General features: G+C 63.1%; 9 protein-coding genes and 14 tRNA genes. 4 read left to right on the forward strand and 19 right to left on the reverse strand.

Annotation, left to right across the window (positions count from 1 at the left end):
• Positions 1-40: 40 nt before the first annotated feature.
• Positions 41-541, reverse strand: a complete 501-nt coding sequence (locus tag AC1KAT_RS05995; RefSeq protein WP_480323784.1) for an Lrp/AsnC family transcriptional regulator — start codon at positions 539-541, stop codon at positions 41-43.
• Between the two features lie 139 nt (positions 542-680).
• On the opposite strand from AC1KAT_RS05995, the gene glmS reads away from it, so the two are divergent.
• The gene (glmS, locus tag AC1KAT_RS06000; protein ID WP_480323786.1) at positions 681-2,549 is read left to right on the forward strand and encodes a glutamine--fructose-6-phosphate transaminase (isomerizing); all 1,869 of its coding nucleotides are present in this window, start codon (positions 681-683) and stop codon (positions 2,547-2,549) included.
• Between the two features lie 544 nt (positions 2,550-3,093).
• Here the strand turns inward: glmS and AC1KAT_RS06005 are convergent.
• The gene (locus AC1KAT_RS06005; protein WP_480323789.1) at positions 3,094-6,219 is read right to left on the reverse strand and encodes an SIR2 family protein; all 3,126 of its coding nucleotides are present in this window, start codon (positions 6,217-6,219) and stop codon (positions 3,094-3,096) included.
• Positions 6,220-6,835: 616 nt separating this feature from the next.
• Between AC1KAT_RS06005 and AC1KAT_RS06010 the strand changes: the two genes are divergently transcribed.
• The 3 genes from AC1KAT_RS06010 to tuf all read left to right on the forward strand — a co-directional run bounded on the left by AC1KAT_RS06010 (position 6,836) and on the right by tuf (position 10,257).
• Entirely contained in the window at positions 6,836-7,528 is a 693-nt protein-coding gene (locus AC1KAT_RS06010) for a hypothetical protein (RefSeq protein WP_480323791.1), read from the forward strand.
• Positions 7,529-8,081: 553 nt separating this feature from the next.
• Positions 8,082-8,477 carry a hypothetical protein gene (locus tag AC1KAT_RS06015; RefSeq protein ID WP_480323793.1) on the forward strand — a complete coding sequence of 132 codons (396 nt, stop codon included), beginning with the start codon at positions 8,082-8,084 and terminating at the stop codon, positions 8,475-8,477.
• A gap of 589 nt (positions 8,478-9,066) precedes the next feature.
• Entirely contained in the window at positions 9,067-10,257 is a 1,191-nt protein-coding gene (gene tuf / locus AC1KAT_RS06020) for an elongation factor Tu (RefSeq protein WP_480323795.1), read from the forward strand.
• 783 nt (positions 10,258-11,040) lie between these two features.
• Here tuf and AC1KAT_RS06025 read toward each other — a convergent pair.
• From AC1KAT_RS06025 to AC1KAT_RS06105, 17 genes are all read right to left on the reverse strand, one after another.
• On the reverse strand, positions 11,041-12,024 hold the full coding sequence (locus AC1KAT_RS06025) for a vWA domain-containing protein (RefSeq protein ID WP_480323797.1): 984 nt from the start codon (positions 12,022-12,024) through the stop codon (positions 11,041-11,043).
• Positions 12,021-12,542 (reverse strand): hypothetical protein, encoded by a 522-nt coding sequence (locus tag AC1KAT_RS06030; protein ID WP_480323799.1) that lies wholly within the window; start codon positions 12,540-12,542, stop codon positions 12,021-12,023. The genes AC1KAT_RS06025 and AC1KAT_RS06030 overlap by 4 nt, the downstream gene beginning before the upstream one ends.
• Before the next feature lie 39 nt (positions 12,543-12,581).
• On the reverse strand, positions 12,582-13,145 hold the full coding sequence (locus tag AC1KAT_RS06035) for an HNH endonuclease (protein WP_480323801.1): 564 nt from the start codon (positions 13,143-13,145) through the stop codon (positions 12,582-12,584).
• 141 nt (positions 13,146-13,286) lie between these two features.
• Positions 13,287-13,362: transfer RNA gene (locus AC1KAT_RS06040), tRNA-Gln, on the reverse strand.
• A gap of 14 nt (positions 13,363-13,376) precedes the next feature.
• Positions 13,377-13,450: transfer RNA gene (locus AC1KAT_RS06045), tRNA-Lys, on the reverse strand.
• Between the two features lie 5 nt (positions 13,451-13,455).
• Positions 13,456-13,530 (reverse strand) — tRNA-Glu (locus tag AC1KAT_RS06050).
• 11 nt (positions 13,531-13,541) lie between these two features.
• Positions 13,542-13,631 (reverse strand) — tRNA-Ser (locus AC1KAT_RS06055).
• Between the two features lie 368 nt (positions 13,632-13,999).
• Positions 14,000-14,084: transfer RNA gene (locus tag AC1KAT_RS06060), tRNA-Leu, on the reverse strand.
• A 22-nt stretch (positions 14,085-14,106) separates the two neighbouring features.
• Positions 14,107-14,177: transfer RNA gene (locus AC1KAT_RS06065), tRNA-His, on the reverse strand.
• Positions 14,178-14,201: 24 nt separating this feature from the next.
• A tRNA-Pro gene (locus AC1KAT_RS06070) sits at positions 14,202-14,287 on the reverse strand.
• Positions 14,288-14,295: 8 nt separating this feature from the next.
• Positions 14,296-14,371, reverse strand: a tRNA-Pro gene (locus AC1KAT_RS06075).
• A gap of 23 nt (positions 14,372-14,394) precedes the next feature.
• Positions 14,395-14,470 (reverse strand) — tRNA-Asn (locus AC1KAT_RS06080).
• Between the two features lies 1 nt (position 14,471).
• Positions 14,472-14,558, reverse strand: a tRNA-Cys gene (locus AC1KAT_RS06085).
• 7 nt (positions 14,559-14,565) lie between these two features.
• Positions 14,566-14,641, reverse strand: a tRNA-Trp gene (locus tag AC1KAT_RS06090).
• Between the two features lie 159 nt (positions 14,642-14,800).
• Positions 14,801-14,878 (reverse strand) — tRNA-Arg (locus AC1KAT_RS06095).
• A 14-nt stretch (positions 14,879-14,892) separates the two neighbouring features.
• A tRNA-Phe gene (locus tag AC1KAT_RS06100) sits at positions 14,893-14,968 on the reverse strand.
• A 10-nt stretch (positions 14,969-14,978) separates the two neighbouring features.
• Positions 14,979-15,054 (reverse strand) — tRNA-Asp (locus tag AC1KAT_RS06105).
• Positions 15,055-15,214: the final 160 nt, after the last annotated feature.

Genomic DNA, 15,214 nt, shown 5'->3' on the forward strand with positions numbered 1-15,214 from the left:
GCAGGTGGCCAGTGGGGCCGATGCGCTCAGCGCGTGGGCGTCAGCCGCTGCGCGTGGAAGGCTCGGGCAGGGGCAAGGCGGTGTCGAACTTGGCGCGGTGGATGCTGAAGAAACTCTTGACGTTGCGCACGTTGGCGTCCTGGGTGAAGAGGCGTTGGACCACCGCGTCGTACGCGGGCATGTCGCGCACACACAGCACCAGCAGAAAGTCGGGGCCGGGCGACACCCGGTAGCACTGCTGCACCGCCGCGTCGGCCGTGGCCCGCCGCTCGAAGGCCAGCAGGTGTTCGGCCCCTTGTCGGTCGAGTGTGACTTCGGCCAGCACGGTCAGTCCAACCCCCAGATGGTGGCCTGAAAGCACGGCAATGCGCTTTTCGATCACCCCGACATCGACGAGGCGTTTGACCCGGCGCATGCAGGTGGCCGGCGACACATGCGCCCGCTCGGCCAGCGCCTGGTTGGTGAGGCTGGCATCGCGCTGCAGCAAGTCGAGCAGGCGCAGGTCGATGGCGTCGAGCACCACATCGACGCTTGATTTCATTTCATCATGCATCTCGCAATAATATTTATACCCCTCTCAATGTTGGCGTTTTATTTCTATTTTTCATGAATCTCGCAATCAAACGTCACGCCAGCCTGCCTACGATGCGCGCCTGTTCACCCAACTTCCGGGCATTCCTATGTGTGGCATCGTCGGCGCCGTCAGCAACCGCAACATCGTCCCCATCCTGATCGAGGGCCTGAAGCGGCTCGAATACCGGGGCTACGACTCGTGCGGCGTCGCCGTTCACCAGGGCGGTGAGCTGCGGCGGGCCCGCAGCACCGCACGTGTGGCCGAGCTGGAATCCAACGTCAACCAGGACGGTGTGCATGGCGGCACCGGCATCGCCCACACCCGCTGGGCCACCCACGGCGCACCGGCCGTGCACAACGCGCACCCGCACTTCTCGCACGGGGCCGACGCCAACACCGCCGCCGTGGGGCGGGTCGCCCTGGTGCACAACGGCATCATCGAGAACCACGACGAACTGCGCGCCCAACTCGTCGCCAAGGGCTACCGCTTCGACAGCCAGACCGACACCGAGGTCATCGCCCACCTGATCGACCACCTGTACGACGGCGACCTGCTCGACGCCGTGCAGCGCGCCACGCTGCAACTGCGCGGCGCATACGCGATTGCCGTCTTCTGCCGCGACGAGCCGCACCGCGTGATCGGCGCGCGCGAAGGCTCGCCGCTGGTGCTGGGCGTCGGCAGCCACAACGGCCAGACCGAGCACTTTCTCGCCAGCGACGCGATGGCGCTCGCGGGCGTCACCGACCAGATCGTCTACCTCGAAGAGGGCGACGTGGTCGATCTGCAGCTCGGCAAGATGTGGATCACCTCGCGCACCGCGCAAGGCACCTACAAACCGGTCGAACGCGAAGTGCGCACCGTGCACGCCCACAGCGGCGCGGCCGAGCTGGGCCCCTACCGCCACTACATGCAGAAGGAAATCTTCGAGCAGCCCAAGGCCATTGCCGACACGCTTGACGCCGTGCAGGGCATCTCGCCCGAGCTCTTCGGCGACGGTGCCTACCGCGTGTTCAAAGAAGTGGACTCGGTGCTCATCCTCGCCTGCGGCACCAGCTACTACAGCGGTTCGACCGCCAAGTACTGGCTGGAAAGCATCGCGAAGATCCCCACCAGCGTCGAAGTCGCCAGCGAGTACCGCTACCGCGACAGCGTGCCCAACCCGCGCACGCTCGTCGTCACCATCAGCCAGAGCGGCGAAACGGCCGACACCCTTGCCGCGCTGAAGCACGCACGCAGCCTGGGCATGCCGCACACGCTGACCATCTGCAACGTGTCCACCAGCGCCATGGTGCGCGAGTGCGAGCTGGCCTACATCACCCGCGCCGGCGCCGAGATCGGCGTCGCCTCGACCAAGGCCTTCACGACGCAGCTGGTCGGCCTCTTTCTGCTGACGCTGGCCCTCGCCCAGGTCCGTGGCCGCCTGAGCGACGACCAGGAGGCACAACACCTCAAGGCACTGCGCCACCTGCCCGTGGCCGTGCAAGCCGTGCTCGCGCTCGAACCGCAGGTCATCGCGTGGTCAGAAGAATTCGCGCGCAAGCAGAACGCCCTCTTCCTGGGCCGCGGCCTGCACTACCCCATCGCCCTTGAAGGCGCACTGAAGCTCAAAGAAATCAGCTACATCCACGCCGAGGCCTACCCCGCCGGCGAACTGAAGCACGGCCCGCTCGCGCTGGTGACGGCCGAGATGCCGGTGGTCACCGTCGCGCCCAACGACGCGCTGCTCGAAAAGCTCAAGAGCAACCTGCAAGAGGTGCGCGCCCGCGGCGGCGAGCTGTTCGTCTTTGCCGACGCCGACACCCGCATCGAACCCGGCGAAGGCCTGCGCGTCATCCGCATGCCCGAACACTACGGCGCGCTGTCGCCCATCCTGCATGTGGTGCCGCTGCAATTGCTGGCGTATCACACGGCCTGTGCGCTGGGCACGGACGTGGACAAGCCACGGAATTTGGCGAAGAGCGTGACGGTGGAGTGAGGGGGACTGCTGGCCTGACTCGCTCGCACAAACAATGTCCGTTGGGCCTAAATAGAGTCCGTCGGACGTTTTTCGGATTGCGAAGCACGGCCTCGAACTTCAGTGGGCAAGAACGGATGACGGCGGCTATGCAGCGGTTGCTGTCAGTAGTCGCCGCAGCTTCAAAACACGGTGTCCACCCTGTAGCCACCTTTGGCCCACCGCCGCCTACGCCTGCTGAATGACCGCTCATAGCGTTGCAGCAGACGTCGCTTGCACGACAGCCCGTCAGGGTCGGACAAGTGACCGCTGCCTACACACGCGAGCTGGCACGTACGACCCGCAGTAGTCTGGTCGATTTGCAAGCAGCTTGCTCGTGACCGAACGATCGTGACGCCTAAGGCATACGGTAGCTAGTGAACAAGAACTCCGCAGCCGTGCGGCTACCACTCGTACATCGCAGCAGGCCTCACTCGTCGCTCGCGACGAAACCACCGAGCAGCCACCGCGCACGTCGGCTTGAGCAGGCGGGCGCCTTATCTCCATCCTCTTCGAAGCGGTCGAATCACATGAACAGGCGGTAGTCATAGGACCGATCGGCATACCTGTCCAACAATGCGCCAACACGCGCGACACGTCGGGAAGTTTCGATCGTCGCTGGAAGCTGTCCGTACAGGTCGAAGCTGTTGAAGTTCATCTTTGAGAGCCCGAGAATTTCTTCGGCCAGCGTCATAAGCTCACTCGTTCCGGCATGACGGGTAAGCACCAGAGGCGCGGGAATGCGCCGCTTTCCTTGGTAGTAGGCGCGCGAGGGGTTCAAAGCAGTGGAGGCGCCGTGCACCCAAAGCAACGCCGTCGAGTCATCGACTACTACCGTAGTCCCGCGATGGATGGGATAGCCGTCGATCTCAAGAGAGCCGGATCTGCTCACCTTGGAAGCCAAATATCGGAGCGTGTCGTCGATGTGAATCTGCAGGAGTTCGACGCAATCGACGCCCTCCAGGCCAGCCTGCAGACCCGCTCGCTCCTCTTTAAGGAACGGCGTCTGCTTGTGGACTACCACCCGCCTCGGGAGCCGGAGATTCGCTTCGAAGAACAGCTCTCGAATTCCCTCACCTAGACGCCGAGCGTCATCGAAGCTCATGAAGGGGTTCTTCCGCCGCATGATCGGGTTCTCAATCTTGCTCAGCCGGAATTGCAAGCCCAAGCCGTTGGGGCTGTACAGGTGACTGCATCCCAGAACAATGTTGCCGTCCTCTCCTGGCTTGTTACGCAAGCTATAGCCGATGCCGACGTAAGCTGAATCCTTGTCAAGTCCGTCCAGTGCCCATGGGCTTCGCATCGCTTTCGCATACGTCGCCAGTGAAAGCCACCAGCGAACCCGGCACTGTTGCTGGTGCACCAACGTGTCCTCCTCGAGAAACTGAGTTGAAATTCCTTGCGGGATCGCGGACGCCTTCACGAAGTCGTGGAGATCAAACTTTTCGCCGTCGACGTCGTACGCCCGCAAGGCGCTCCATCGCGCAGGGATGTAGACGAAGATGACGCTCGGGTTGGAAGCGGCCTTCAGCGACGCCAGAGCCGAGGCGATTCGTGCGCCAAGCTCGCGGGCGCTTGCAGGCGTCTTTTCCGTCGGCTCATCGAGCCCCACAAATCCCTTTCCGCCAGGTTGAGTGATCTCCAGCCCGCACTTGAAAGCGTTACTGAAGCCTGGGAACGGCAGCAGATAGTCAGCGTCCCATCGCGTAGGGTCGGCGGACTCTTGCAGTTGGCCTAGATACTGGCTGACCCGACGACCATCCTTTGCAGGTGCGATTAGGCCAACGCGGATGTTCGACGCCATGCCGGTTTCCGTCAGCAATGCGTCGAAAGGCCTCTCGCGGAGTAGCCCGCGAATCGGGTGGGTGTCGAAGGCAACATCCCGTCCGGCCTTGGGCAGGAACAACAACCTTGGCTCCCGGATCTGCAGACCAACCTGCGATGCCAAGCGCTCGTTACGCTCGCTAAGCGTGACCGATGCCTCACGCTCATCGGTAATCTTCGCGAAGATCGGGCGTGCGGAGACCGAGAACTTAATGCCTTCTTCGACATCAGGAAATCTCAACGGGTTATCGCGATCGGGAAGCAGACGGGCGCGCCAGAACTCGAGGGCCTCGTTGAACTTGTCGTTGTGCTGATACCCGAGAACCTTAACCTTGATCGCATTGGAAATCGGCCGTGCCGCCTCATTGCCAGCCATGTCTGTGACATACAGGGTCGGCTTGAGCACAAGAACCAACGCGCTGCTGACCGTCTTGACTTGTAAGAGGACGGCCTTATAGATCGTCCATTGCCGCCCTTCGACTCGTTGCTCTGTGGTGTCCTGCGGATCCCAGATCAATCCTTCATTGTTGCAATTCAATCCTGCCTTGGATGCCAGCGCTAGGGCCGTCGCCCGCCTCATGAGACTGTTGGCCGTCCCGTCCTCGTAGCGCAGGTCCTCATCGTTGAGCGGGACACGTTTGACCTCGCCCGAGATGTTTTGGGCAAATGCTGACTGAATCTGCTGTGGTGAGGCAATTGCGTACACCTTGCCCCTGAAGGGCGCCGCGACGAAGCCATGTCCCTCGCCGATGGTCCTGAGTTCGGACCATACTGTTCCGCGCGTCGGCCACTGCACCAGATCGAACTCGAGCAGTTCGCCCGGTGGTTGCATCGGGAACGCGTTACTCTTGATCAGTCCCGTCACGGGAAGGTTTGGCAGCTGGAAGGGGGCACGCCGGGTCGTGGGTGATTCCTTGAACCTGTCCAGCACCGCGTCCACCTCAGTACGGGCGCCAGCGGGTGCCACATGCAGCGCGATGCGGCGAACAACGTCATCAAAGGTCGCGCCCGGCACGACAAACCGCTGGGGATCGGTCCCGTCAGCCGTCTGCAATAGCGTCTCTACATCTCCCGTCACCGGTGAATCGCCATACTGGGTCCAGAACAGCGGCAGCCGCTGTTGCGCTCCCTCGCGATAGGCCTCCAGGAACGCAGCCATGACGCTGGCATCCCGACCACTGTAGCCACAGACCAGGACGGGCCGCGTTCGCAGTTGTTGGACAAGTGCCGCTCGCAGTTCGGCCTCTTGCTCGTTCAACTCGCGTTGGGTGTTCTTCAGTGCGTCGTAGCGGTAGTCCCCATGCATGGAAACACACTGGATTTCATCGAGGGCGATGGGGCGGGAAATGCGCTCCTTCGACTCCTGCCCCACTTCGATGGCGGTGACGCCAGCAGTCATTGCTGCCCTCGCTGCCAGACCGTCAAAGTTGGTCGTCCAGATTGAGGTCACTAAGCGCTGCTTGGCGAGTTCTGCTAGAAGTTGATAACCCAGCCCCGGCTTGGCTCGCTTTACCCACTCTTGAAAATAACGGCGCCTATCGTCTCCACGCGTGTAGCAGGCCTCAATGAATGCCGAGTACTCCTCGGCAGAGCCGCTCGCGGGATATCGACGCTGAGCATCCAGCCAGCGCTGAATGCGCTGTCGAACAGAAGGCAGGGAGAGCTCATCAAACTGACGCTCGAGGCCCGGGTTATTGGTCAAGAAGATGGAGCGCTTCCATTCCCAGATGCACTGAGTCGCCGAAGGCATCCCCGAGCTCATGGAGGCACCAGCTCCCAGGAAGACCAGCAATGGCTGGTCTCGTGACATCCCGATCGAGCGCACCATGGCGTCGACTGACAGCGTATGTATCAATCCAAACTCCCTCTAAAAGCACGTTTGATACGTCTTATAGACCAGCTACAGGCCGGCCGCGCTGTGCAAGCCTAGCCGGAACTTGTCTAGGAGGTCGAACATGCGCTGTGACCCGCCCATCCGGGCCGGTGCGCCATCAAAGGCCAGTTCTGATGGCAGTTCAAGGCTAGGGAGGAAATTCGTTGACGGCGCAGGGGAAGCAGCGGGTGCTATATAAATACTGTTGTCTGCTTCTGGCCGATCCGCGAGCTGGCAGTAACTGCCGAAATCGGACTTCAGTCTGCTTCGTAAGATCAGTGACTTTAGGCGAGGGCGGCGGGCCGGCCCGCGCACTGTTTACATGACTGCAATAGTTTGCTTTCTGGACAACTCTGATGGCATGAGTCGAATCACCGCTCTGAGTGACTCGCGTGCGTCGAGGGAGCTTGGCGGCCAACGGCACACCATAAGTGACGATCTGACCAAAGTCTTTCGCGTCAGACTCGCTTGCCACGAGCTCCGGGGTTTCGACGCTAGTACGGGAGCCTTCAAAGACGCCTACTACACGACTGAGCTTGGTTTGTGCTTCGCTGGCTATTGCCTGGAAGCTATGACCGTCGTGTCTCAGTTCACTAAGTGCGTAGAGCGGCTGGTGGATGCTGCGGAGAGCGGCGTACAGCCGATACCGGATCCAGATCGGTTGCTTGTTCTACTTCGAGACTTGTGCTCGGAGTTCTTCCGCGCACATGCGTTCCCCAAAGAGCAGGACCTGGAGCTAGTTCTCTTTGGGTACACCGATGCCGGAGCGGCATGGGCGGGCAAGGTTAATCACTACGCAGCGACTGGTGCCAAGTACGAATTGGTCACGCTGGACGAGAGTAGTGTTGTTGTAGCGGGCGATTGCCCTGGCCTCGAGAAAGACTGCACGCGATTCGCACGGCGAATTAGCAAGCGGCTTGACCGGCTACCGATTTCCCTGGCAGGCGAGGCCGGGGAACGCGAGGAGGCGATGCTGTATCGGTCAAAGCGCAAGTACCTAGAGAATAAGATAAGGAAGGAAATCGCTAGCAGCCGCGCTCCGACCGTTGGTGGAAGGCTGCACAAGTCAGAGCTGTTCTTCATGGGCCGAACTGCGAGCCTAACGTTCACGGGTGATGCTTCAGAGTCTGCGCTCCTTGACCGCCTCTTCGGGGAATATGAAGGCCTGCGGTACATGCCCGTAAACCAACGGACCGGGCTGGACGACGTGCTGCATCAGTTCCCGGACCTCGGAGCAGAAGGCACCTCCGCCTCCACGGTGTGAGCTCGAGGAAGTAGCAGCGGAGCAAGCTGCATTGCATCCACAATGTCCGCTTCCAGTCAGAGCGGCCGTTGCAGCCTTATCCGCGAAGGACCGAGTTCAGTCTGAAGCGGGCCTCTACGCAGGGAAGACCACGTCGCAGCGTGAGGGCACTTCATTTGCAGCACTCCGTCTGCCTGAGCAGCAGTTGGTTTGTTAAATCCGCCGTACGAATCAGCGCAAGCCACTTCGTATCCCTCGCATGAGCCAGCGGGTCTGCTGATGCGACGGCCCGCGACGACTGGCTGAGTCAGCGCAAATCGGCCCCGATGTTTGGCGTGTCGATCAGCCTGCACAGACCCTTCGGCAACTGAGACTCCGGCAGGTAGGTGACGCCCGAGTGACGCCTCCGGCCAACGAGTTCGTGCGACAGCCGGCGCGAGCGGGTGCATCAAAATTGATGGGGGTGATCTTGCGTGCACCCGCGGCCTTCGAGGCAGTTGCAGCCGCGGACCAGCGGCGTCGCCACACAAGCACTCACCCCAGAACTTCGAACGCAACGGACAGAGGAGGCCCCATGGCTGATCAGCGAGGGATTTCGGTGGTGGTGTTCCACGTCGTCTCCAATGGCGATGGAACGATCACGCACTACAGCCACGCGCACGAGCCCGCATTCGTCGCGGCGTTGCCGCACCTCTACGCCGTCTGCATTCTGGATCGGGGTCGAGAACCGCCGCGGCTCACAGCAGTCGTCTTCGTCAAGACTTCGTACGAACACCCGCAGCCGGGCTTCGCCGAAGCGATCTACGGTGCCATCGGCAGCGTGCCCCATGCCGATGCGCTGCTGGGCGACAAACCCGGCTTCCTTCCCGTGCCCATTGGTGTGCCCGGAGACGACCCGCTGTCGGAAGAAGAATTTCTTCGCATTGCAGTTGGCCAGATTCTCAAGCTCGACGCCGCCGGTTCGGCATGAGCGGGTGTTGGCCAATTCGACACGGGTGCGTGGCTCAGGTTGCCTGATGGCGATCACAGTGGTAGGCTCGCGCCCCCTGTGCATTGCGCATTGCATTGCACCGATTGAGACACCCATGAAGCAATTCCCGACATCGCAACACGCATCGATGACCCGCACAGCCGCGGTGGATTCGCTGCGCGCCTATTGCGCCGAATTGCTTTACTAGAGCCTTTGATATCCGGGGGCTCGGCCTCCTGAGTTCGACAAGACCCGGTAGGCCGCAAGCCACCGGGTTTTTTGTTTTCTGCTTGCCGAGTTGGAGATGGACATGAGCACCAATCGAGAACGCTTTGCCGCCGCACGCGCTGCACGCGCGGTGCTGTGCGTCGCCCTCGTGGAACGGTTCGTGTAGAGCCTCCAGGACCTTCGTGTACCTGGAGGTCCATCCTCCAGGCCAGAAAAGCCTGCTGGGTGGACCACCCCGCAGGCTTTTTTGTTTCTGCCCGCATCGCGGGCACCCCCAGTCTGGCGCGCGCCGACAACCCCGCCGAGAGATTCGCCTGGCCCGTGAATCGCATCGGCATTTCACTCTCAACTGGAGATACCCATGATGAACAAGGTTCACGTGAACGTCGGAACCATCGGCCACGTCGATCACGGCAAGACGACGCTGACGGCCGCCCTCACTTTCGTGCAGGCCGCACGCATCGGCGGCCGTGCGCTGTCCTACGGGCAGATCGACAACGCGAAAGAAGAGCGCGAGCGCGGCATCACGATCAACACCTCGCACGTCGAGTACGAGTCGGACAGCCGTCACTACGCGCACATCGACTGCCCGGGCCACGCCGACTACATCAAGAACATGATCACCGGCGCGTCGCAGATGGACGGCGCGATCCTGCTGGTGGACGGCACTGAAGGTGCCGCTCGCCAGACCATCGAACACGTGCTGCTGGCCCGCCAGGTGAACGTGCGCCACATGGTGGTGTTCGTGAACAAGATGGACCTGGTGGCCGACGGTGACCGTGCCGACATCGAGCAGCTGATCGAGATGGAGATCGCCGCGCTGCTGGCCACGCACGGCTACCACGACGCCTGCTTCGTCTTCGGCAGCGCACTGAAGGCCCTGGCCGCCGCCGAGCGCGGCGACCTCGATGGGGCCGACGTGCGATGCATCGTCGAACTCGTGAACGCGTTGGACGCGCGCATCCCTGACCCGGTGCGCGATTACGACAGCCCGTTCATGATGCCGGTCGAAGGCGTGCACACCATCGCGGGCCGCGGCACCGTGGTCAGTGGTCGTGTCGAGCGCGGTGTGATCCGTGTGGGCGACAGCCTCGAGATCGTCGGCCTCAGCTCGGCCGATGGCGCGGTGGTCGTGACCGGCGTGCAGTCGTTCCACAAGGACGTGGCCGAAGCGCGCGCCGGCATGAACGTCGGCCTGCTGCTGCGCGGGGTCAAGCGCGACGACGTCGTGCGAGGCCAGGTGGTCGTGAAGCCCGGTGCGCTGAAGCCGTACCGGACGGGGCGTGCCCAGATCTTCGTCCTCAGCAAGGACGAAGGCGGGCGACACACCCCGTTCGGTTCGGGCTACCAGCCGCAGTTCTTCTTCGGCCCGACCGACGTGACCGGTGTCATCCGCGTCGACACCGAGACGGGCCTGGTCGAGCCGGGCGCGCAGGCGCAGGTCAGCTTCGAGCTGAACAAGCCTGTGGCCATCGAGAACGGCATGCGGTTCGCGATGCGCGAAGGCGGCAAGACCGTCGGCGCGGGCATCGTGACCGAAGTGATGGGCTGAAAGGCTGATGCGGTACTTGCCCCTGTTGCCTGCTGAGGCGACAGGGGCATTTTTTTGGCCGACGACACCTCTCGGCGAGCACTCGAACCGCCTGTTGCAGCCTGCCGCTTCACCCGCGTCAGGGGTCACCGTGCGTCGGTCAGCCATTGCTGATCGCTCAGCGCCCGATGCGAAAAAAAAAAGGCACCCGAAGGTGCCCAATGAATAGAGGTGCGGTGACGAAGATCGACGAGACATGTGCTGAGCTACCGGCATACGCTGGGCGAGAGTCGAACCCGCGACCTGCCTCGCCGCGATGGGCGAGGCTGCTCTGACCTGGAGTCCCGCCTGCATTCACCGCAATGCAGGTCATTGACAAGATCCGCCCAAGAGCGGGGGGACAAGGGGCGATGAAACGTGCGTGCTCTACCACTGAGCTACGGCTCCGATGACTCGGAACCGGCGGGGCTCGAACCCGCGACCACGAGAGTGACAGTCTGTAGTTCCATCTGCATTCCCCCTGCTCTGTGCGAAACGGGTTGGCGCGACGAGAGTGGCAAGACTCCACCGGTTTCCCGGCGTTCAAGAATCGAACTTGAGAGGTCCTGTAGTCCTGCCGGCATTCGCGCCGAAAGCGGTTCGATGAATAAAAAGGTTGGCGCCGCATGCGACGAGATTCACAAGAGCTGCCTGCCGGTGTCCCGGCTGAAGGCCAGCCAGCCTTCAACGGCAAGAGGGTGCTGTACTCCTGCGTGCATTCGCATGCGGCGCCTTCCGACTTGCTTCTTACGTCTTACTTCTGACTCACTGCACGTCGAGCGTGATCTTCTCGATCTCGCCCACCCAGTGGTTGGCGTCGAGCGTGCCGTTCGCAAATTGAGCGACCGCGCCGAACACCGCATCCGAGAAGCCACCGACGTTCATCACGTCGGCACGCTCGGCCGCCTGGGTCGTGCCGCCGGGCTGGATGTCGATGCACACCAGCTTGGCCTGCGGGCAACGCGCCTTGATCTCGGACCACTGACGCAGGGTCTCGGTGCCGCCGTGACGACGGGCATCGACCCACGATTCGTTGTCCGACACGATCACGACGAGGTCCACCACCGCACGCTGCTGGTTCAGCAGCGCCAGCGGTGCGCTGACGTTCGTGCCGCCGCCACCCACCGCGGCCAGCTTGGCGGCGTTGGTCATCACCGAATCACGCGGATTCAGATCGACCTTCACCACGGCCTGCTCGAAGGGCAGCACCTGCGTGCGCGGGTTCTTGGCACAGAACGCTGCGGCGACCAGGGCCGCCACGTCGATGCAACGCACCGCCGAGGTGGCGGTGCCGCGCCACCCCGTCGCGGGCGAGCTCATCGAGCCCGACACGTCGGGGCAGACCACGACCTGGCCTTGCAGCACCGGCACGTTGATCAGCGCCGCTTCCATCGCGTCTTGCAGCGCCTCGCGCACGACGCCGGGCACGCCCTCGCCCGCAGCCTTGAAGGCCATGAGCAGCTGGTACGGCATCACACGCGCGCGGCGGATCGCCGACCAGTCGCGCAGCTTCGCGGCCACGGCCTCGGCGGTACCGGGCTCCGTGAAGGCCCCATGGCGCACGAAGGTGTTGAGGTTCTGACGCACCATCTGCCACGAGCCCTTGCGGGCGATCTCGGCCCAGTGCTCGGTCGTGAGATCGAGCGCGGTCAGCATCTGGAAGGGCACCTCGGGCAGCGCCGGCAGCGGTGCACCGTCGCCCGCGTTGTCACGAACGGCCCGCTTGAACTGCTCGAACGCCCAGGTCACCGGCGGCAGCGCCGCCGGCTCGAAGGGCTGTTGCCCACGGCGGCCTGCAGCAGTTGCGCTTCGCTGGCCGACAGCAGCCAACGCTGGACCAGCTTCTTGGGCTTCGAGCCCAGCGATTTGCGGCCCGTGACGCCCGAGCGAACGATCTGCACGAAGTTGCGCAGCATCTTGCCGTTGTCGACCACGCGACCGAACGCGGCTTCGAGCAGCTTCACGTCGCGTGCCGCCAGCACCGCGAGCAGCAGCGCCGGCATGTCCTTCATGTGGCCGGCTTGGCGCGCATGGATCGCCGTCTTCGCCACGAAAGCCGGGTCGAGTTCGCGCGCCAGTGCCAGCACGTGGTCGAGCTGTTCATCGGCCGTCGCGTAGAAGGTGTGATTGAGGCAGCCGGTGGCTGCCAGTTGCGCCAGCTGGTGGCGGGGGCTGAAGGCGTAGGCCGGGGCCAGCGCACGGTTGACGGCGTCGGCCTTCGGCAGCAGCACACCCTTCAGCGCTTGAAAGAGCTGGGTGTTGACCATGGGTCTCTCCGAAAGGTCTGGGGTTCAAGGGATGCGGCCCTAACTCAGCCGCGAGCCCTTCGGCAGCCGCGACGCCAGCCACCCATGCACGTCAGCTCGGATGTGGCGGCCTTCGAGCAGAAAGTCCTCGAAGCGGCTGGGCACGTAGGGCAGGTAGACGAGCGGCATGCCGGCTTCGTCCGGGGTGCGGGCGGCCTTGCGGCCGTTGCACGCCGCGCAGGCGGTGACGAGGTTCATCCACGTCCAAGCGCCCCCACGCGACTCGGGCACGATGTGTTCGCATTGCAGGTCTCTCTCGTGAAAGCGCAGGCCGCAGTACGCGCAAGTGAAACGGTCGCGGCGAAACAGCTTGTGCTTCGCGAACGAGGGCGTCACGTCGAACAGGTTGATGCGCGGTGCGCCCCGCAGGGCGATGATGGGGTGGACGTCGATCAGCGACTGGCGGCCGGTCCTGGCATTGACGCCACCCCGCAGCGTGCGCAGCGGCTCATCGCCGTCGACCCAGGCCACCGTGCCGGTGGCGTAGTGCAGCACCGCCTGTTCGAGCGTGATCCAACGCTGCGGCGTGCCCTGGATGTCGAGTTGCAAAACATGCTGGTGCATCGGAGGTTCCTCCTTTCTTCCTTCGGTGTTGAGAACCGAAGGAGCGCACCAGCGGATCCTTCAGCCCAGGGTGTGGATGGCGTTCACGAACGCCGCATGTCGCATCGCTTGGAACACGGTCGTTTCTCGCTTGAGAGTGATTGGCAGAGGCGGCAGGATTCGAACCTGCGTGCACCGGTTCAAAGCCGGCTGTCTGAGGCCACTCGACTACGCCCCGTCAGACTTGTTGTTTGGTGCGGACGCACGGGATCGAACCGTGGCCTGCCGGTTAAAAGCCGGCTGCTCTACCCTTGAGCTACACCCGCTGTTGTGGAGCCTCGTAAGGGATTCGAACCCGTGTTCCAGCGTAGAAAGCGCCGTGTCCTGACCACTAGACGAACGAGACAAGTGTTGGGTTGGTGGAGAGCACAGGATTCGAACCTGTGCGGCGCTTGCGCACCGGCTTCGGCTTAGCAAGCCGACCCCTTGCCACTCGGGCAGCTCTCCATGGGGTGGGTCGTCCGATGTGGGATCGATCCACCCGCCTGATCCTCACGCGGACCCTGATCTGCCACTGAGCGATCGGGCCCGGGCGGGGTCATTCGCGGTAGTAGTCATCGCGAAGGACGCCGTCGAAAGCAGCCGCTGCGCAAGCAGCAGCGCTTGCAAGCAGCGGCCCGAGCCACACGGGCAGGGGTCCTGGCGACCCAGTTTTTCCTGCAGGTGCTTGTCGCCGTGAACGACACGAACGCCTCGCTTGACCTGCGTCTCAGACGGGAAGCCCTTGCGCCGCTTGCTGGTGACTTCGAAACCAGAACTGCTGGTCGTGCGGTTGCTTCTTCATGACGTGCTCCTGTGCTTGTGATGTCGCCGGGTGGTCCCCTCGGCCCGGGTCGAACGGGCATGCCTTGCGGCCACGGCTTCTGAGACCGTCGCGTCTGCCATTTCCGCCACGAGGGGTTGATGCTTCGATGCGCTCAGGGGTGACCGGTCGGAATCGAACCGACACCAGCGGGACCACAACCCACGGCTCTGCCATTGAGCTACGGCCACACCTGAACGCACGTCTGCTGGATGTCAGGATGGCGGGCCTCGAACCCGCACCTCCGGCCTCCCTCAGGTCCTCCCTGTGCCGGTGCGCTCCCTCCTTGCGCCACATCCCGATCGATGCTGGTCTCGGTGGTCCGATTCGAACGGACGGCCTCATGCTCCCAAAGCACGCGCGCTACCTGCTGCGCCACACCGAGTGAAACTGGATGAATAGAAAAGTTGGCTCCCCGGCACGGCTTCGAACCGCAACCCTCCTGGTTAACAGCCAGGCGCTCTACCTGTTGAGCTACCGGGGAATGGACTCGGGCGCTGGATTCGAACCAGCGCGGGCGCAATGCCCTCGGGTTTGCAGCCCGTCGCCTTTGACCGCTCGGTCATCCCGAGAAAACGTTGGCGGGCATGCGTGGAGTCGAACCACGAACCGTCGGTTTTGGAGACCGGTGCTCTGCCAGTTGAGCTACATACCCTTCGATGTCTGACGGGTGCGAATGGTTGACTCGCTTCGCTCAGCCTTCGACCCGCGGCACAAGCGCGACCAACGCTTCGCGTTGAGCGAACCATCGCGCCCATGAGTGCCCGGTTGACAGCGCGGCGCATTCAACCGCGCGGCCACGCACCCTGAAAAATGGCACCTCCTGCGCGACTCGAACGCGCGACCTCCGGCTTCGTAAACCGGCGCTCTGACTCCACTGAGCTAAAGAGGCTTGGATGAACATGTTGGTGCCGCAGGAGGGCTTCGAACCCCCGACGCCCGGCTCTTCAGGCCGGCGCTCTACCGACTGAGCTACCGCGGCAACAAACAGGTGGCGCCCCGTGCGGGAGTCGAACCCGCGGCTTCCGGCTAGACAGGCCGGCACTCTGGCCACTGAGTTAACGGAGCATGCGGGCGCTGACCGTGGTCAACGCCCCGTGTGGTTTCCGGTGACGGGTTCCGGTGCCGCCCAATCGTTGCGGCCGATTTCCGCCTTCGAAGCGTGAGCTCGACGAAGGCTTCTGTTCTGATGTCCCATTGCGGTTGTGTTCCAGCGCGAGCGCGGGGC

The sequence above is a fragment of the Piscinibacter sp. PDB5-1 genome (assembly GCF_056676035.1).